Genomic DNA, 17,486 nt, shown 5'->3' on the forward strand with positions numbered 1-17,486 from the left:
CTTCCGTGCGCCTGGGGCGATGGGGGCCGCTCTGCCCGTCGTGCCCCCGGCACTCCGGCATCCGAGCGGAGACGGTCTGATGCTGCCCGATGACGTGTTCGCGGCGAAGCCGATGCTCATCGGTCAGCGGGTGGTGCTGCGGCCTTTCGAGGCGGCCGACATCGAGGCCATGGGGCCGATCCTCGCCGACCCCGAGGTGTTGCGCCTGACCGGGTCGGTCACCACCTCGCGCGAGCTCGAGGAGGCCCGCCCGGAGCTCGGTGACCGGGTGCGGGAGTGGTATGAGACCCGCGCCGACCAGGCCGATCGGCTGGATCTGGCGATCATCGACCGCGAGGCGGGCGCCTGCGTGGGCGAGGTGGTGCTCAACGACGTGCGCGCCGCCGAGGAGGCGTGCAACCTGCGCATCCTCATCGGACCGGCCGGGCGCGGGCGGGGCCTGGGGACCGAGGCGGTGCGCCTGATCGTGGACCACGCATTCGCGACGACCTCGATGAACCGGATCTCCCTGGACGTGCTGGCCTCCAACCCGCGCGCCCGCCGCGCCTACGAGCGGGTCGGGTTCATCCAGGAGGGCGTGCTGGTGGACGATGTGATCTTCGACGGCGAGCGGGAGGACTCGGTGCTCATGGCCCTGCTGCGCCGGGACTGGCAGCGCGGGCGTTGAGCATCCGCTCGCGCAGGGAATCGTAGATCGGCGCGGAGCGCAGCAGCGTGGCGGTCAGCACCGCGCAGGCGCAGGCCGCCAGCATCGGCACCGTGAGGGAGGTGATCGCCGTCATCTCCACGATGAGCACGATCCCGGTCACCGGGGCGCGCACCGTGGCGGCGAACAGCGCCGTCATCCCCACCAGCGCCAGCGGCAGCCGGGAGTCGGCCACCTCGCCCAGCAGCGGACCGGCCACGCTGTGTACCAGCGCACCCCACAGCGCCCCGAGCGCCAGCAGCGGCGCGAACAACCCGCCGGGGGTGCCGGCGGCGTAGGAGAGCGGCCCCATGAGGAACCGCACCGCGAAGAACCCCAGCAGCCCCCACACGCTCAGCGACATGCCGGTGATGAGGTCCTGGGTGAGGGAGTCCCCGCCGCCCACGAGGTTCGGGTCCACGTACAGCAGGGCGCCCACGATCGCGCCGATGAGGGTCGCGCGCGCCACGGGGGAGAGCCGGCGCATCCCGTCCGCGGTGTAGAGCATCCGCATCACCACGCGGTTGTAGAGCACCCCGACCAGCCCGGTCAGCACCCCGAAGAGGGCGAACACCCACAGCGTCTCGATGCCCGGGGTGGGGATCGCCGGCACCGCGAAGTCGGGGGAGTCCCCGAGCACCACGCGTGAGCAGGCCACGGCCACGGCGGTGGCCATCAGCGTGAGCAGCACGATCCGCAGCCGGAAGGACTTGGTGACCTCCTCCAGGGCGAACATCGCCCCCCCGATGGGGGCGTTGAACGCCACCGCCAGGCCCGCGCCCCCCAGCGTGGTGTAGAGCAGTTTGCGGTCCGCGGTGCTGACCCGCAGTAGCCGGCCGGCCTCCGAACCGAGGGTGGAGCCCATGTGCACCGTGGGTCCCTCGCGCCCCAGCACCATCCCGGTGCCGATCGAGGCGAGGCCACCCACGAACTTCCCCGGCACGATGCTCGGCCCCGGCAGTTCCTTCTCGCCTCGCCACACGGCCTCCACGTCCTGGATGCCGGAACCGGAGCTGCGGGGGGAACCCTTGACGATCAGGCGCCCGATCAGACCGCCCAGGGCGGCGACGGCGACCGGCACCAGCCAGCCGACCGGCACCCCGTGCGCCCACTCCACCAGGTCAGCGCGCAGCGTGATCGCCTGCTGCAGGCACCACCGGAACGCGCCCCCGATGAACCCGATGGCGGCCGCCGCGATGAGGGTCGCCAGGGCCAGGGTCAACAGCCCCCGGGGGGCGTGCTCGGGGTGCGCGGGGCCGTCGTGAGGGGCGGGGGAGGTCACCCGCCGAGCCTACTCAGCGCGCCCGGCGCTCGCGTTCTGGAGCATCCGCTCCCGCAGGCTCTCGTATATCGGGGGAGCGCCGGCCAGGGAGGCGGCCAGCACGGCCGCGGCGCTCGCCGCGAACATCCCCACGGCCAGGGAGGTGGTGCCGGTCATCTCCATCACCAGCACGATCCCGGTCAGCGGGGCGCGGATGGTCGCGGCGAAGAACGCCGTCATCCCGACGATGGCGAGGATCACCGGGGTGGCGCCGACGGCGCCCAGCAGGGGCCCGGCGAGGGACTGCACGAGCGCGCCCCACAGGGCGCCGATCGCGAGCGCCGGTGCGAACAGCCCGCCCGCCGTCCCGGCGGCGTAGGAGAGGGGACCCACGAGGATGCGCACCGCGATGAGCGCGAGCAGCGACCACAGCGTCAGGTTCCCGGTGGCCAACACCACCTGGGTGACCTCGGTGCCGCCGCCCACCATGAGGGGGTCGACCCACAGCAGCAGGCCCACGACGGCGCCGATGAGGGTGGCGCGCAGGCTCGGGCTGAGACGGCTGGCATCGGCCCGGCGCAGCGCACCCATGACGAGGCGGTTGTACCCCACTCCGAGCAGGCCGGTCACCAGGCCGAAGGCGAGGTAGATCAGCAGCGACTGCGCGTTGGGCGAGGGCGGCTCGGGCACCTGGAACTCGGGCCGGTCGGGGATGAACAGGTGGGAGACGCCCACCGCCACCGACGTGGTGACCAGCACGATGAGGATGAAGCGCAGCCGGAGGGACTTGGTGACCTCCTCCAGCGTGAACATCGCGCCGCCCAAGGGGGTGTTGAACGCGACGGCCAGGCCCGCGCCCCCGACCGTGGTGTACAGCAGCTTGCGGTGGTAGTCCGAGAGTCGGAACCAGCGCCCGACCTCGGAGCCGATCCCGGAGCCGAGATGCACGGTGGGGCCGGCCTGCCCGACCACCAGTCCCGAGCCGATGGACAGGATGCCGCCCACGAACCGGGTGGGGACCACGCTCGGCTCGGGAAGGGTGTGGTCGGCGTGCCAGACCAGCTGCAGGTCGTGGATGCCGCTACCGGCGGCGCGGGGGGAGAGTTGGACGACGGCGTAGCCCGCCAAGGAGCACAGCGCCACCGCGGTCACGGGGAGCAGCCAGCCCCACCCGGGCAGGCCGTGGCTGTCCTCGGCCAGCACGTGGCGCAGGGCCTCCGCGCGCTCGAGCACCCACCGGAAGGCGCCCCCGACCAGACCGATGAGGACGCCGGCCAGGACGGAGGCGAAGACGAAGTAGAGGAACTGCGCGCGCGGGGCGAACGGGTCGGTGGCCGCGTTCGCTCTCACGTCGACTCAGGCTAGACGCCGGCGGCCGCGCAAGGGTGGGACGTTCCGGGCCATGTGGTGGGTCTCACGTCGCGGTGCCCGGGCGTGCCGCGCCGTCGTGCCGGCCCTAATCCCCGGCGACGGTCACGCGCTCCACGCCGCCCGGCAGGTCCACCTCGACCACGGATCCGCGGCGCACCTGCGCGCCCCGGCGGGTCTCCAGGGCGCCGTCCACCCGCACCGCCTCGTCGGCGAGCAGCTCCTTGACCGCCGCGCCGTCCTCGACGATCCCGGCGAGCTTGAGCAGCTGGCCGAGCCGGATGGTCTCGTCCCGGATCTCGATCTCCATGCCACCCATTGTCTATGGCGCAGGGGCCGGGAGTCCCACGCGCCGCCTCCTAGACTGGAGGCATGGCCCTCATCAGTGAGATCGACCTGCGTGGGCGTGAGCTCACCGCCGCCGAGCTGCGCCGCGCCATCCCGCGCGCCGAGCTGGATGTGGCCGCCGCGACCGATGCGGTGACGCCGATCCTCGCCGAGGTGCATGAGCGGGGCGCGGCCGCGTTGCGTGACCTCGCGGAGCGGTTCGACGGCGTGCGGCCGACCCACCTGCGGGTGCCGGCTGAGGAGTTGCAGCGCGCCCTGGAGGGGCTGGACCCCACGCTGCGTGAGGCGCTGGACCTCGCTGCCACGCGGGTGCGCGCGGGCCACGAGGCGCAGCTGCCCACCGACACCGAGACCCGGCTCTCGGCCGGGGGCTACGTCCGCCAGCGCTGGGTGCCGGTGAACCGGGTCGGCCTGTACGTGCCGGGCGGGCTGGCGCTCTACCCCTCCAGCGTGGTGATGAACGTCGTCGCCGCGCAGGTCGCCGGGGTGCGCGGGCTCGCCGTGGCGAGCCCCCCGCAGCGGGACAATGGCGGACTGCCGGATGCGACCGTGCTGGCCGCCTGCGCCCTGCTGGGTGTGGAGGAGGTCTACGCGGTGGGTGGTGCGCAGGCGGTGGCGATGTTCGCCTACGGCGCGAGCGGGGAGAACGACGCCGACGGCGGCGCCGGTTCCGAGCTGTGCGCCCCGGTCGATGTGATCACCGGGCCCGGGAACGTGTACGTGGCCGCCGCCAAGCGTGCGGTGCGCGGCATCGTCGGCATCGACTCCGAGGCGGGCCCCACCGAGATCGCGATCCTCGCTGACGCCACCGCGAATCCCGATCACGTGGCCGCGGACCTGGTCTCCCAGGCCGAGCACGACCCGAACGCCGCCAGCGTGCTGGTGACCGATTCCCCCGACCTGGCCGCGGCCGTCACCGAGCGACTGGAGGCGCGCGCCGCCGCCACCAAGCACACCGAGCGGGTGCGCACGGCGCTGGGTGGGCCGCAGTCGGCGATCGTGCTGGTCGACGACGTGGAGCAGGGCCTGGCGGTCGTCAACGCCTACGCGGCCGAGCACCTGGAGATCCAGACGGCGAACGCCGAGGCGGACGCCGCCCGCATCACCTCCGCGGGTGCGGTGTTCGTGGGTGCGTACTCCCCGGTCTCGCTGGGGGACTACCTGGCCGGGTCCAACCACGTGCTGCCGACCGGCGGCTGCGCGCACTACTCCTCGGGTCTGGGCGTGATGAGCTTCATGAAGTCCATGCAGGTCATCAGCTACGACGCCGCAGCGCTCGCGGAGGTCACCGACCCCCTCGTGGCGCTCGCCGGCATCGAGGACCTGCCCGCCCACGGGGAGGCCGCGCTCGCCCGACGCGAGGGCTGAGCAGGAGCGCTGAGCACCGCGGGAATCTCAGGGGACGCCTCCGGGTGCTCCCCGATGCGCCGGGCGCCACGCGGCGCCTACCGTGGTGACCATGGACAACGTCTTCAACGCTCTTCGTTCCCTCGGCCTCACCCGCGGCCCCGATCGTCTGCTCGGCGGCGTCTGCGCGGGCATCGCCGTGAAGACCGGGGTGGACGTGTGGCTCGTGCGGGCGCTGGTTCTGCTGCTCATGCTCCTGCCGGTGCTGAGCTGGGTGGTCTATGCGATCGTGTGGATCCTGCTGCCGTGGCAGGACGGCTCGATCCCGCTGCAGCGATGGCTGGGTGGGCCCTCGGGTGGGTCGAGCCAGGGCGGCTCGACCCAGGACGCCCCGCCCAGCGTCTGAGCAGTGTCTCCGCAGTGCCCGAGCACTGGTGCGGTGCGCGGCTGGCGCTACCGGACGCCGAGCACGAACGGCAGCACCGCCGCGGCGCCCGCGAGTCGCAGTTCGCGTGCTGCCACGGTGAGGGTCCACCCGGAGTCGGTGTAGTCGTCCACGAGCAGCACGCGCCGCCCGGGTAGGCCCTCGCGTGCGGCCGGGCTGAGGTCGAGCACCAGGCGGTGCGCCACCGTGCTCAGGCGCTGAGCCGAGTTCACGTCGTGCCGCCCCGGTGGGATGTGCTTGCGCGGGGCGATCCGCCCCACCATTGGGACACCGAGCACGCTCGCCGCGCCGTGTGCGAGATGGGAGCCCAACCTCGGGCGGGTCGCGGACTCCACCACGACCACGCCCGCGACCTCCAACCCGGACTCGCGCCACCGGGTGAGCACCGCGCGCACCGCCGCGCGCAGGTCCGGTGGCACCACGTCGTCGGCCGCCTGCTCCGATAGGCACGACCGCACCCGGCCGGCCAGGCCGATGCCGTCCATCCGCGCCACGCCCATGCCGGGTTCGGCGCGCTCCTCCACGCCCAGTCGGCCCGCGAGTTCGATGCCGAGCGTGGGCATCCCCGAGGGCCACTGCCGCCGGGGGGTGATGTCCACGCCGGCGCGCGCGAGGGCCGTGCGGGCCTCCTCGACCTCCTCGCCCTGGGGGAGCGGCGGCACGAAGGTGCCGGCGCACAGGTCGCAGCGCCCACAGCGCCACCCGGGGGTGAGCTCCGGGTCGTCCAGGTCCGCTCGCAGGAACGCCAACCGGCAGGCGGATGTCTCCAGCGCCTCGTAGTCGAGCATCGCGCGCTGCTCGTCCCGGCGGGCGCGCTCCACCCGCTCGTAGCGGGTGGCGTCGTACTCCCACTCCTGCCCCGTCAGGCGCCAGCCGCCGCGCACCCGCTCCACGGCGCCGTCCACGTCCAGGACGGTGAGCATCATCTCCAGCCGGGAGCGGCGCAGGTCGACCGCGGTCTCCAGGGCGGGCAGGGAAGCGGTGCGGTCCGGGGCGTCGGCCAGGGCGGCGAGTACGGCGCGCACGGTCTCCTCGCCGGGGAAGGCGAGGGAGCCGAAGTAGTCCCAGATCGCGCGGTCCTCCTCGCCCGGCACGAGGACCACCTCGGCCCGAGCCACGCCACGCCCGGCACGGCCGATCTGCTGGTAGTAGGCGATGGGCGAGCTCGGGGCCCCCAGGTGCACCACGAACCCCAGGTCCGGCTTGTCGAAGCCCATCCCGAGCGCGGAGGTGGCGATGAGCGCCGTCACGCGGTTGGCGAGCAGGTCCGCCTCGAGGCGTTCGCGTTCGGCGGGGTCGGTGGCGCCGGTGTAGGAGGCCACGTTGACGCCAGCGGCGCGCAGTTGGCTCGCGACCTGCTCGGCCATGGCCACCGTGAGGGTGTAGACGATCCCGGACCCGGTGCCCTCCTCACGGGAGGCGAGGTAGCGCTGCAGCCAGGCCAGGCGCACCGCCGCATCGGCGCGGGGCGTGACGGCCAGGCGCAGCGACTCTCGGTCCAGGCTGCCGCGCAGCACCAGTACGTCACTGCTCTCAACGCTCTGCTCGGCACGCACCCCGAGCTGTTCGGCCACGTCCGTGACGACCCGGTCGTTCGCGGTCGCGGTGGTGGCCAGTACCGGGGTGCCCTCGGGCAGGTCGGTCAGCAGGGTGCGGATCCGGCGGTAGTCCGGCCGGAAGTCGTGGCCCCAGTCGGAGATGCAGTGCGCCTCGTCCACCACCACCAGTCCGGCGGTGTCGGCGAGGTGGGGAAGGACCTCGGCGCGGAAGGCGGGATTGTTCAGGCGCTCGGGGGAGCACAGCAGCACGTCCACCTCGCCCTCGGCGATGCGCTGGTAGATCTCCTCCCACTGTGTGGTGTTCGCGGAGTTGATGGTCTCCGCGCGGATCCCGGCCCGGGAGGCCGCGGCGATCTGGTCGCGCATCAGCGCGAGCAGCGGGGAGATGATGACCGTGGGTCCCTCGCCGCGCTCCCGCAGCAGGGCGGTGGCCACGAAGTAGACCGCGGACTTGCCCCACCCGGTGCGCTGCACCACCAGGGCCCGGCGCTGCTGGGCGACCAGCGCCTCGATGGCCCGCCACTGGTCCTCGCGTAGGGCGGCATCCTCCCGCCCGACGAGGCGGCGCAGCACCTGCTGCGCCTGGTCCTTCAGCGACTGGTCCCTCAGCGACTCATGCTCCAGCGCGCGGGCCGTCTGGTCGCTCGTGGCCGTCTCGCCGGTGGGTGTGGTGCTCATGTCCTCAGGCTAGGGCGAGCCCCCGACATCCAGGACCGGGCGCGCTTGCCCTGTGGATTGTCCACCGACGGACCTACCGGCCTCGCTCAGGACGGAGAATCCGTCGCGGTGACAGCACCGTCCATGCATTCGCCCAGGTCACGCGCATTCTGGAGCGTCGGCGTGCCCGTGGCGCTCGCGGATTCTCCGTCCGCAGCGAGGTGCTGGGCCTCCTCGCTCGAGCCCACGGCGAGCAGCACGAGCGCGAGGGCGATGATCCCCAGCCCGAGCCAGCCCAGCGGCGCGAGCCGTTCACCGACGACTGCCACGGCCAGCAGCGCCGCGACAGCGGGTTCGGCGAGGGTGACGGTGGTGGCGGTCGAGGCGCTGGTGCGGGCGAGTCCGTAGCCGAACAGCAGGTACCCGGCGAACATCGGCACGAGCGCCATGTATGCGGCCACCGCGAGGGTGCCGGGGGAGTCCAGCAGGGGTGCGCCGGTGAGCAGCAGCACCGGCATGAGCGCCAGGCCGCCGAGGCCGAACACCGACCCCATCGAGGCGCCCCGGCTGATTCCCGCCGCCATGAGCCTGCGGGCACTCGCGGAGTACGCCGCATAGGTGGCGCCGGCGAGGAGGCCGAGCCCCACCCCGAGCAATCGCTGGCCGCCGCCCTCGCCGTGCCCGGTCAGGCTCAGCAGCGCGCTGCCCACGATGCCCAGGGAGGCGGCGGCCAGCCACCGGCCGGTCGGGGGAGTGCCGCGCACCCATTCCGCGATTCCCGCGAACACGGGGGCGCTCGCCAGCGAGACCACCGTGCCGATCGCGACCCCCGCCAGGTCCATCGAGGCGTAGAACGCCAGCGGGTAGATCGCCACCGCGAACGCGCCGAGCACGATGGTGCGCGAGCGGGCCCGCAGCGCCGCCCGCTCGCGACGGATCGCGCCGAGGCCCACCAGGCCGAGCAGGATCCCCCCGATGCCCAGGGACGCCGCACCGATCGCCAGCGGCCCGGCCTGCGGCACGAACGTGGCCGCCGTGCCGGTGGTGCCCCACAGCACGGAGGTGAGCAGCAGGGCGCCGATGGCACCCGCCGAGCCCCTCACGCGCGGGCGCTCTCGGCGCGAGCGGCATCCGTGGGGCCGAGCTCGTTATCCAGGATCGCGGCGATGAGGGTGCGTGCGCGCCGCAGCCGCGCGGAGTCGCCCTCCAGGCCGGCGCGGGTGGTGGCGCCCTCCAGCAGGAAGGCGATGTGCTCGGCGACCTCGGCGGCGCGCGCCGGTGCGAGGTCCTCGGCGAGGTGGCCGCACAGGATCGCCTCCACCTCCTCCTTGTGGGTGCGCACCGCCTCCCGGCCCGGATCCTGCGGCCCGAGCTCCGCGGCGGCGTTCAACAGTCCGCAGCCCCGATAGGGCGACCCGGCGGCCTGCGGCAGGTGCGCGTGGTCGAGGTAGGCGTCCACGACGGCGAGGACCCCCTCCCGTGGTCCTCGCGCCGTCGCGAGGCGCTCGCGGTACAGGGCGAGCCATTCCTCGTGACGTTCGGCGAGGTAGGCGAGCACGAGGGCGTCCTTGGAGGCGAAGTTGTTGTACAGGCTCATGCGGGCGACGCCGGCGCGTGCGGTGACCGCATCGATGCCGGTGGCCGTCATGCCGTTCTCGTAGAACAGTTCCGCGGCGGCGCGCAGCAGGCGCTCGCGGGCGGGTGTGCGGGCCATGGGGCTCCTAGGTAGACCGATCTGCCTAATATAGCAGCGGCCCGCCCGCCGTGGACACCCCGACCCCGCCGACACCCCGGCCGATAGACTCGGGCGCCGTGACGAGCCCCGCCCTGCCCGAGCCCGACGTGCGCCTGCCCGTGCGCCCCGAACTGGCCGACGAGCAGCCCTACGGCGCCCCGCAGCTCGATGTGCCGGTGCTGCTCAACGTCAACGAGAACCCCTACCCGCCGAGCCCGGCCGTGATCGACTCGATCGCCCGCGCCGCCGCCGAGGCCGCGTCCGGCCTCAACCGCTACCCGGACCGGGAGTTCCTCGACCTGCGGGCCGACCTCGCGGACTACCTGCTCGAGGAGTCCGGCGCGCACCTCGCTCCCGAGCAGGTGTGGGTCGCCAACGGCTCCAACGAGGTGATGTTGCACCTCCTGCAGGCCTTCGGCGGACCGGGCCGCACCGCGCTGTCCTTCGCGCCCACCTACTCCATGTACCCGGAGTACGCCCGCGACACCCACACCGCCTGGGTCACGGGGAACCGCGAGCAGGACTTCACCATCGATCCCGAGCGGGCGGTGAGCCTCATCCAGGAGGTGCGCCCCGCCGTCGTGCTCCTGCCCAGCCCGAACAACCCCACCGGCACCGCGCTGCGGCCGGAGGAACTGAACCCGATCCTGGCCGCCGCCCGCACCAGCGGGCCCGACGGCGCCGCGAGCGTGGTCGTGGTGGATGAGGCCTATGCCGAGTTCCGCCGCACCGGCACCCGCAGCGCCCTGGACCTCCTCGCGGACAACCCGCACCTGGCCGTCACCCGCACCCTGTCCAAGGCCTTCGGGATGGCGGGCGCGCGGGTGGGGTACCTCGCGGCCTCCACCGACCTCGTGGACCGCCTGCGGGTGGTCCGGCTGCCCTACCACCTCTCCGCCGTGACCCAGGCGGTCGCACGCGCCGCGCTGACCCACCGCGCCGAGCTCATGGCGCAGATCGCCTCCCTGCGCACCGAGCGCGACGCCCTGGCGACCTGGCTGACCGAGCAGGGACTGCAGGTCGTCACCAGCGACGCGAACTTCGTCTTGTTCGGTAGGTTTGAGGACAGGAACGCGATCTGGCAGGGCCTGCTGGACCGCGGGGTGCTGATCCGCCAGACCGGCCCGGAGGGTTGGTTGCGCGTCTCGGTCGGCACGCCGCAGGAGATGGCCCGGTTCCGCACCGCACTAGGAGAGGTACGGCAGGCATGAGCGAGCTGACGCGGCGCACCGCGCGCATCGAACGCACCACCAAGGAATCCACCGTGATGGTCGAGCTCGACCTCGACGGCACGGGTGTGGTCGACATCGACACCTCGGTCGGCTTCTGGGACCACATGCTGACCGCGCTGGGCACCCACGCCCGGTTCGACCTGACGGTGCGCGCCAGCGGCGACACCCACATCGACGTGCACCACACCGTGGAGGACACCGCGATCGTGCTCGGCGAGGCGCTGCGCCAGGCCCTGGGCGACAAGACCGGTATCGCCCGCTTCGGTGATGCGATGGTGCCGCTGGACGAGGCCCTGGCCCAGGCGGTGGTCGACATCTCCGGCCGGCCCTACTGCGTGCACAGCGGTGAACCCGAGGGGCAGGAGTACCACCTCATCGGCGGCCACTTCACCGGCTCCCTGACCCGGCACGTGCTGGAGTCGCTCGCCCTGCACGCGGGCATCTGCCTGCACGTGCGGGTGCTCGCCGGGCGCGACCCGCACCACATCGTGGAGGCCCAGTTCAAGGCCCTCGCCCGCGCCCTGCGCGCCGCGATCGCCCCGGACGATCGCGTCATCGGGGTGCCCAGCACCAAGGGGGCGCTATGAGCACCGACCGCCCCGAGGACGGCGACGACCTGGGAGACCTGGGCGACGTCGTCGTGCCCGATGATCTCTCCTCCCTCTTCGCCGACGACGACGCGGCGCAGCCGGGTGCACCGGCCGAGCCCGAGGCGGAAGCAGGCGGGGGGCCCGACGGCGAGGCCACCACGGCCGCCGACGCTGCCCCCGCCGACGCCGCCGGGGCGGGCGCAGGCGCGGGTGATGAGCAGCCGGCCGAGCCCAAGGTCATCCGCACCACGGCGGTGGTCCTCACGGCGGTGCGACAGGCCAAGATGCTCGCCGGTCTGCTCGCGCTGACCGGCATCGAGGCGGCCGTGGTGCCCAGCACCCGCGGCGCGCTGGCGGTGCGGTACGTGGAACAACTGGAGTCCGAGACCGATCCCGCCGAGTTGCTCGACGGCGTGCCCCGGGACGCCGAGGCGCTCGGCGCCGCGCTCTCGGTCGCCACCCGCAGCGAGGTGGTGCTGCTGGCCGCGCGGGTGGACGAGGTCGGCGGCGAGGTCACCGGCCAGGTCCGCGCCCGTCGCTACCGCGGCGGTCAGAAGGCGGGCGAGCCGCCGCCCGGGCTGGTGCTGGCGCAGGCCGATCCGGTCGCGGAGCGGCTCCTCATCGGCCTCGTCCAGGCACCGGAGGTCACCGGGTACATCTCCTCGGCAGACCTCGGGAAGCAGCAGCGTGGCCGGGGCCTGTTCCGCCGTCGCCGCGAGGAGGACTCGTGAGCGCGTCCGATGTGACTGCGCCCAACGTGGTGGTGCTGGACTACGGCTCCGGGAACACACACTCGGCCGTGCGCGCCCTGGAGCGCGCCGGCGCCCGCGTCGCCCTGACCGCCGATCACGAGGCCGTGGCGCGCGCCGACGGTCTCGTGGTGCCCGGGGTGGGAGCCTTCGCCGCCGTGATGGAGCAACTGCTCGCGGTGGGCGGGGACCGCATGATCGACCGGCGCCTGTCCGGTGGGCGGCCAGTGCTCGGGATCTGCGTGGGCCTGCAGGTGATGTTCGATCGCGGTGTGGAGCACGGCGAGGAGACCGAGGGCCTGGGGCAGTGGCCCGGCGTGGTGGAGCGTCTGCCCGCCGAGATCGTGCCCCACATGGGCTGGTCCACCGTGCGAGCGCCGCAGGACTCCGCGCTGTTCGCCGGGGTGGAGGCGGAGCGGTTCTACTTCGTGCACTCCTACGGCGTGCTCACCGACCCCTCACAGGTGCTCGGCGGTGGGGACACCCCGTTCGCGCCGCCCCGGGTCACCTTCGCCGACCACGGTGCCCCGTTCGTGGCGGCCGTGGAGAACGGCCCCCTGACCGCCACCCAGTTCCACCCCGAGAAGTCCGGCGACGCCGGTGCGCGCCTCCTGCGCAACTGGGTGGACACGCTCTGAGACCCCTCCCGACGGCGATCGTCGGGCACCGAACGAAGGAATGACGTGACCGATCAGCCTGTGCTCCAGCTCCTGCCCGCCGTGGACGTGACCGAGGGGCAGGCCGTGCAGCTCGTGCAGGGCGTGGCGGGCTCCGGCGGCCAGTACGGCGACCCGTACGAGGCCGCGATGCGCTGGGTGGACGCCGGGGCGCCGTGGCTGCACCTGGTGGACCTGGATGCCGCCTTCGGTCGCGGCTCCAACCACGAGCTGCTCGCCTCGATCGTGGAGCGGGTCGCCGGCCGGATCCAGGTGGAGCTCTCCGGCGGGATCCGCGACGACGCCTCCCTGCGCCGCGCGCTGGCCACCGGCGTGCGCCGCGTGAACATCGGCACCGCCGCCCTGGAGAACCCCGCCTGGACCGCCGAGGCCATCGCCGAGCACGGCGACCGGATCGCGATCGGCCTGGATGTGCGCGGCACCCGCCTGGCGGCCCGCGGCTGGACCCAGGAGGGCGGGGAGCTGGACGACGTGCTGGCCACTCTCGAGGCGGCCGGGTGCGCGCGGTACGTGGTCACCGATGTGACCAAGGACGGCACCCTGCGCGGCCCGAACATCGACCTGCTGCGGCACGTGTGCGCCGCCACCGACTCGCCCGTCATCGCCTCCGGCGGGATCTCCACGCTGGAGGACCTGCGTGCGCTGCGCGCACTGGTGGGCGAGGGCGTGGAAGGGGCGATCGTCGGAACCGCCCTGTACTCCGGTGCCTTCACCATCGATGAGGCGCTCGACGTGGCCGGGCGGGCCTGAGCATGGGCGCCGCGGACTTCCTTCCCCGCTCCGGGCAGCAACGCGGCCGCGAACTGCCGCCGGCCTCCCCGTTCGCGGGTGACGACGGCTCCTGCCCGCCCGCCCTCGCGCAGGCGCTGGCCACCGAGGGACCCGAGCGCATCGACGCGGTGGTGGCAGCGCTGGCGACCTCGCGCGTGCTCGTGCCGGTGGTGGCGCACGAGGAGACCGACCACGAGGAGGCGATCCGCAAGAAGTTCTCCGGTGGGAACTCGCATGCGGACCCCGGTGCCAGCGGTGCGAGCGGGCTGGAGGAGGCCGATGCCGCGTTCGAGGAGGAGCGGCACGCCTCCGCCTCGATGGTGACGGTGAAGTCACCCGACGGCCGGGAGGCACTGCCGATCTTCTCCAGCGTGGACGCGATGCGCCGCTGGCGCGCCGACGCCCGGCCGGTCCCGCACCAGGCGGTGCGGGCCGCGATGGCCGCGGTGGACGAGGCCGGTGGCGTCATGGTGCTGGACGCCGGTGACCCCGCGCCCGCCTTCGTGCCCCGCCCCGCGGTGTGGGCGCTGGCACGCGGTGAGCAGTGGACGCCCTCGCCGCGCGACCCCGCCGTGGTCGAGGAGATCCAGCGGGTGGTCGGCGCCGTCGAGGGGGTGCGCGCCGTCCAGGTGCAGCCGGGCGGTCGCGCCGAGGTGAAGGTGGCCCTCGCCGTCGTGGCAGGACTGACCCGGGAGCAGGTTCAGCAGGTCGCCGGGGCGGCCGCCACAGCGTTGGGGGAGAGCGCGCTCGTGGCCGAGCGGGTGGACTCCGTGGAGCTGGCGCTCACGACCGCCTGAGGACCGCGAGGCCGTGGCGCACGCGGCGGGTACGTGGCCGCAGGCCACGTACCCGCCGCCGAAGCCACGGATTCGCGGTGCCGAGGTCCGCGGAGCGGGTCAGGAGGTGCGGCGTGCCGCGGCGATCGCGCCGCCGACGGCGTGGGTGGTCGCCTCCAGTGCGGAGGCACCGAGTTCACCGAGGCCGAGCGCCGTGCGGGCGGCGGTCTCCGCGCCGGTCACGGCGGTGTGGGTCGCGGCATCGGTGGCGTGCCCGAAGGCGCCCGAGGCCAGCTCTGCCGCCCGGGTGAAGGCCCCCGCGGCGTGCGAGGCGGCGTGCGTGAACGCGCCAGCGGCGTGGGAGGCCACGCCGGTGACGGACTGCGCCACCGTCTGGGTGACCGAGCCGAACGCCTCGGCGCCGGTGCGCACCACGGCCTCGGTGCCCGAGGAGATCGCGCGGATCGCCGCCACCGAGGCGAGCGAGGCCACCACGCACCCGGCGAGGCTCGCGCCCGCGAGGATCACGATGTTCGCGTCCACCGCGGGTCGCCAGGTGGCCTCACCGTTGCTCATCACGTAGGCGCCCGCGGGCCACCCGACGCTGGTGAACCCGCCGCCGCCACCGGAACCCTCGCCGTCGGAGGCGATCTCCTCGACCACCTCGCCGTCGGCGTCGGTCACCTCGATCGCATCGGTCGGGACCGGGCCCTCGCCCATGCCGACGCCGTGCACGCCGATGACGGTGGCGACGGGGATGAGGGTGACGCCCTCGGCGGTCACGGGCTCGCCGTACACCCGGGAGATCCCGAGGGAGTTCTTGGCGGCATCGGTGAGGTTGGTCAGGACGGAGGCGATCGACATGACGGGCTCCCTGGGGGCGGGGTGCTGGATGCGGGTACTCACTGGCAGGCTAGCAACGCGACGCGGCACTCGCCCGGTGCGACACGGTGCGACACGGTGCGACGCGGCGCGGGCGATCGCGCAGGCGGTGGCACCCGGCGCCCGCGGCCACGGGGCAGGATGGGGGCATGGCCCTCGCACGCGTATACCTCTACTCCGACGCCCTCGGGATGAGCACCTCGGTCTCGGTGATCCTCCCGCAGGAGACCCACAACCAGATCGGCATGGTGGGGGAGCGCGGCGCGGGGGAACCCCCGGTGCTGTACCTCCTGCACGGGCTGTCGGACGACGACACCATCTGGGGTCGGCGCACCTCGATCGAGCGGTACGCGGCCGAGGAGGGCCTCGCGGTCGTGATGCCCCGGGTCGAGCGCAGCTTCTACCACGACATGGCGCACGGCGAGCGGTACTGGACCTACCTCTCGGAGGAACTCCCGGCGCTGATGCACCAGTTCTTCCGTCTCTCCGCCCGCCGCGAGGACACCTTCGTGGCGGGACTGTCGATGGGCGGCTACGGCGCGTTCCGGTGGGCGCTGCGCAAGCCGGAGGCCTTCGCGGCGGCCGCGAGCCTGTCGGGGGCCCTGGACGTGGCCGACCCCGTGATGCGCGCCGGGCGGCCGGAACTCTACGCCACCGTCTGGGGCGAGCACGAGGTGGCCGGCAGCGAGGCGGATCTCCTCACGCTGCTGCGTCAGGCCGATCCGGCCGCCCTGCCCGCCCTGTTCCTGGCGTGTGGGGACGATGACGACCTGCGCCCGAGCAACGAGCGCTTCCTGGCGCTGGCCGCCGAACGCGGGATTGCCCTGACCACCCACCTGGGACCGGGACAGCACGTGTGGGAGTACTGGGACCAGCGCATCCAGGACGTGCTGGTGTGGTTGCGTCAGGTGCGCGGACTCCCGACCCGGGGTTGAGGGGCGTTACGGGCGCTACGCGGCGAGGAGTTCGGCTGCGCCGAAGGAGACCGCGAACCGGGCGCACCAGATCGACACGCTCTGGAACTTGCTGACGTCCACACCCTCGGGGATCTCGTACACCTGGTCCCCGACGTTCCCCTTCAGCGCGCCCAGCTCCACGTACTCGCCGTCGTCGAACACGTGCCAGCCGGCGGTGCCCTCGATCACCGGCTGGTCGGTGAGCCACACGTGCAGGTCCGGTCCGTCGCTGGTCTCCAGGGCCGCGATCGCGAGCACCACGCTGCCGTCGGGCTGTTCCACCAGGCTCGCGGCGCCGGTGGTGGCGTGCTCATGGGTGATGAACGAGCCCTCGGCGAGCGTGGTGTAGGTGGGTTCCGGGCTCGGTGTGGTGGGCGACGGCGTGGGGCTCGGTGTGGTGGGCGACGGCGTGGGGCCGGCCTCCGCGGCGGTGGTCGCCTCCGCGGCGGATGCGCTGGGCTCGGTGCTCGGCTCGGCGGTGGAGGCGATCGCCACCGGCGGCAGGTCCTCGTCCACCACGGTCGTGGTGAAGGCTCGCCAGGGCTGGAAGAGGTAGGCGAGGATCGCGAGGAGTACGACGGCGATGCTCGCCCCCGCGATCCACAGGGTGCGTCGAGTGGTGGTCGGGGTGGCGCTCATCGGTGCTCCAGTTCGGGAGGGGCCGGGATGTGGGTCGCCGGCCCGAGCGCACCGGCGTGCAGGTGCGGATCAGCGCACGGGACCGGTGAACTTCTCCCCGGGACCCTCACCGGGGGCATCGGGGTAGGTGGAGGCCTCACGGAAGGCCAGCTGCAGCGAGCGCAGGCCGTCGCGCAGCGGTCGTGCGTGGCGGTCCCCGATCTCGGGTGCGCCGGCGGTGACGAGCCCGGCCAACGCGGTGATGAGCTTGCGGGCCTCGGCGAGGTCCATCATGTCCACGCCGCGCACACCGTCCTCATCGGGCGCGAGCCCGCACTTCACGGCGGCGGCGCTCATCAGGTGGACGGCGGCAGAGCCGATGATCTCCACGGCGGTCGCCTGGGCGATGTCGATCACCGCCTCGCCGACCAGGGCATGGTCGGTGTCGTCAGTGGCGTCGGTCCCGTCAGTGGCGTCGGTCTCGGGCGTTGCTCGGAAGGTGGCGTCGGCGCCGCGGGCGCCGCGGCTGTGCTGCTCGGTCACATCTGGTAGTCTTACACGTCGACCGATCGGCTTCGCCGTGCGCCTCTTCCGGGGGCGTGTGAGCGAGGTCGATGTGCAAGCGGAGTCCATCCCACCTCGTCCCGGGTCCGACCGGGTCAGGTTCCAGGTCGGAGCGCCACGCCGCGCCCTCGGGCGTCGGTGGCGTTCCACGGCATCGCCAGGTGGCGGCGCCGACCTGATGGCCTCCGCGTGCACCGCACCCGGGGGCCTTTCCCGTGTGTGAGGTCGCAACGACACACGAGACCAAGGAGCACAGCATCAGCGAG

Annotated in this window: 20 protein-coding genes; 11 read left to right on the forward strand and 9 right to left on the reverse strand. The window is 73.5% G+C overall.

The annotated features are described in order from the left end of the window. The first annotated feature begins 79 nt into the window (after positions 1-79). The gene (locus ATL40_RS04685) at positions 80-667 is read left to right on the forward strand and encodes a GNAT family N-acetyltransferase (RefSeq protein WP_098468526.1); all 588 of its coding nucleotides are present in this window, start codon (positions 80-82) and stop codon (positions 665-667) included. On the opposite strand, the gene ATL40_RS04690 is transcribed toward ATL40_RS04685, so the two are convergent. The 3 genes from ATL40_RS04690 to ATL40_RS04700 form a co-directional block, all read right to left on the reverse strand. Then, positions 627-1,967 (reverse strand): ClC family H(+)/Cl(-) exchange transporter, encoded by a 1,341-nt coding sequence (locus ATL40_RS04690; protein WP_098468527.1) that lies wholly within the window; start codon positions 1,965-1,967, stop codon positions 627-629. The two genes, ATL40_RS04685 and ATL40_RS04690, sit on opposite strands and share 41 nt — an antisense overlap. A gap of 9 nt (positions 1,968-1,976) precedes the next feature. Next, positions 1,977-3,296, reverse strand: coding sequence for a chloride channel protein (locus tag ATL40_RS04695; protein ID WP_098468528.1), 1,320 nt, complete (start codon positions 3,294-3,296; stop codon positions 1,977-1,979). Positions 3,297-3,402: 106 nt separating this feature from the next. Further along, positions 3,403-3,624, reverse strand: coding sequence for an RNA-binding S4 domain-containing protein (locus ATL40_RS04700; protein ID WP_211283061.1), 222 nt, complete (start codon positions 3,622-3,624; stop codon positions 3,403-3,405). Positions 3,625-3,686: 62 nt separating this feature from the next. On the opposite strand from ATL40_RS04700, the gene hisD reads away from it, so the two are divergent. Further along, complete coding sequence (gene hisD, locus ATL40_RS04705) at positions 3,687-5,030, forward strand: histidinol dehydrogenase (protein ID WP_098468530.1); 1,344 nt, start codon at positions 3,687-3,689, stop codon at positions 5,028-5,030. A gap of 91 nt (positions 5,031-5,121) precedes the next feature. After that, on the forward strand, positions 5,122-5,415 hold the full coding sequence (locus ATL40_RS04710; protein WP_098468531.1) for a PspC domain-containing protein: 294 nt from the start codon (positions 5,122-5,124) through the stop codon (positions 5,413-5,415). A 47-nt stretch (positions 5,416-5,462) separates the two neighbouring features. Here ATL40_RS04710 and ATL40_RS04715 read toward each other — a convergent pair whose 3' ends face one another. Then, positions 5,463-7,586 (reverse strand): RecQ family ATP-dependent DNA helicase, encoded by a 2,124-nt coding sequence (locus ATL40_RS04715; protein WP_425443355.1) that lies wholly within the window; start codon positions 7,584-7,586, stop codon positions 5,463-5,465. Here ATL40_RS04715 and ATL40_RS15675 point away from each other — a divergent pair. Further along, positions 7,477-7,704, forward strand: a complete 228-nt coding sequence (locus tag ATL40_RS15675; protein WP_425443356.1) for a hypothetical protein — start codon at positions 7,477-7,479, stop codon at positions 7,702-7,704. The genes ATL40_RS04715 and ATL40_RS15675 overlap by 110 nt on opposite strands. A 73-nt stretch (positions 7,705-7,777) precedes the next feature. On the opposite strand, the gene ATL40_RS04720 is transcribed toward ATL40_RS15675, so the two are convergent. Together ATL40_RS04720 and ATL40_RS04725 are read right to left on the reverse strand one after the other, a co-directional pair. Then, on the reverse strand, positions 7,778-8,773 hold the full coding sequence (locus ATL40_RS04720; RefSeq protein WP_098468533.1) for an EamA family transporter: 996 nt from the start codon (positions 8,771-8,773) through the stop codon (positions 7,778-7,780). Then, positions 8,770-9,384: a TetR/AcrR family transcriptional regulator gene (locus tag ATL40_RS04725; RefSeq protein ID WP_098468534.1), complete on the reverse strand. Its 615-nt coding sequence runs from the start codon at positions 9,382-9,384 to the stop codon at positions 8,770-8,772. The genes ATL40_RS04720 and ATL40_RS04725 overlap by 4 nt, the downstream gene beginning before the upstream one ends. Positions 9,385-9,482: 98 nt before the next feature. Between ATL40_RS04725 and ATL40_RS04730 the strand changes: the two genes are divergently transcribed. The 6 genes from ATL40_RS04730 to ATL40_RS04755 are packed head-to-tail and all read left to right on the forward strand — an operon-like array spanning position 9,483 to position 14,221. Beyond that, positions 9,483-10,616 carry a histidinol-phosphate transaminase gene (locus ATL40_RS04730; protein WP_098468535.1) on the forward strand — a complete coding sequence of 378 codons (1,134 nt, stop codon included), beginning with the start codon at positions 9,483-9,485 and terminating at the stop codon, positions 10,614-10,616. Then, positions 10,613-11,224 (forward strand): imidazoleglycerol-phosphate dehydratase HisB, encoded by a 612-nt coding sequence (gene hisB / locus ATL40_RS04735; RefSeq protein WP_098468536.1) that lies wholly within the window; start codon positions 10,613-10,615, stop codon positions 11,222-11,224. Before ATL40_RS04730 ends, hisB begins: the two co-directional genes overlap by 4 nt. Next, a complete protein-coding gene (locus tag ATL40_RS04740) occupies positions 11,221-11,958 on the forward strand; it encodes a hypothetical protein (RefSeq protein ID WP_098468537.1) in 738 nt (245 codons plus the stop codon). Before hisB ends, ATL40_RS04740 begins: the two co-directional genes overlap by 4 nt. Then, entirely contained in the window at positions 11,955-12,614 is a 660-nt protein-coding gene (gene hisH, locus ATL40_RS04745; protein ID WP_245866754.1) for an imidazole glycerol phosphate synthase subunit HisH, read from the forward strand. Before ATL40_RS04740 ends, hisH begins: the two co-directional genes overlap by 4 nt. Before the next feature lie 45 nt (positions 12,615-12,659). Beyond that, positions 12,660-13,403, forward strand: coding sequence for a bifunctional 1-(5-phosphoribosyl)-5-((5-phosphoribosylamino)methylideneamino)imidazole-4-carboxamide isomerase/phosphoribosylanthranilate isomerase PriA (priA, locus tag ATL40_RS04750; RefSeq protein WP_098468538.1), 744 nt, complete (start codon positions 12,660-12,662; stop codon positions 13,401-13,403). 2 nt (positions 13,404-13,405) lie between these two features. Further along, a complete protein-coding gene (locus ATL40_RS04755) occupies positions 13,406-14,221 on the forward strand; it encodes an SseB family protein (protein ID WP_098468539.1) in 816 nt (271 codons plus the stop codon). Between the two features lie 99 nt (positions 14,222-14,320). Here the strand turns inward: ATL40_RS04755 and ATL40_RS15170 are convergent, their stop codons facing one another. Continuing rightward, positions 14,321-15,064, reverse strand: coding sequence for a hypothetical protein (locus ATL40_RS15170; protein ID WP_211283062.1), 744 nt, complete (start codon positions 15,062-15,064; stop codon positions 14,321-14,323). A 167-nt stretch (positions 15,065-15,231) separates the two neighbouring features. On the opposite strand from ATL40_RS15170, the gene ATL40_RS04765 reads away from it, so the two are divergent. Continuing rightward, positions 15,232-16,017, forward strand: coding sequence for an alpha/beta hydrolase (locus tag ATL40_RS04765; RefSeq protein WP_098468540.1), 786 nt, complete (start codon positions 15,232-15,234; stop codon positions 16,015-16,017). 15 nt (positions 16,018-16,032) lie between these two features. Here ATL40_RS04765 and ATL40_RS04770 read toward each other — a convergent pair whose 3' ends face one another. Both ATL40_RS04770 and ATL40_RS04775 read right to left on the reverse strand, forming a co-directional pair. Next, on the reverse strand, positions 16,033-16,677 hold the full coding sequence (locus ATL40_RS04770; RefSeq protein ID WP_098468541.1) for a DM13 domain-containing protein: 645 nt from the start codon (positions 16,675-16,677) through the stop codon (positions 16,033-16,035). 69 nt (positions 16,678-16,746) lie between these two features. Continuing rightward, positions 16,747-17,199, reverse strand: coding sequence for a DUF1844 domain-containing protein (locus ATL40_RS04775; RefSeq protein WP_425443357.1), 453 nt, complete (start codon positions 17,197-17,199; stop codon positions 16,747-16,749). Positions 17,200-17,486 lie beyond the last annotated feature (287 nt).

Origin of the sequence: Serinibacter salmoneus (genome assembly GCF_002563925.1) — a bacterium.
Lineage (GTDB): Bacteria > Actinomycetota > Actinomycetes > Actinomycetales > Beutenbergiaceae > Serinibacter > Serinibacter salmoneus.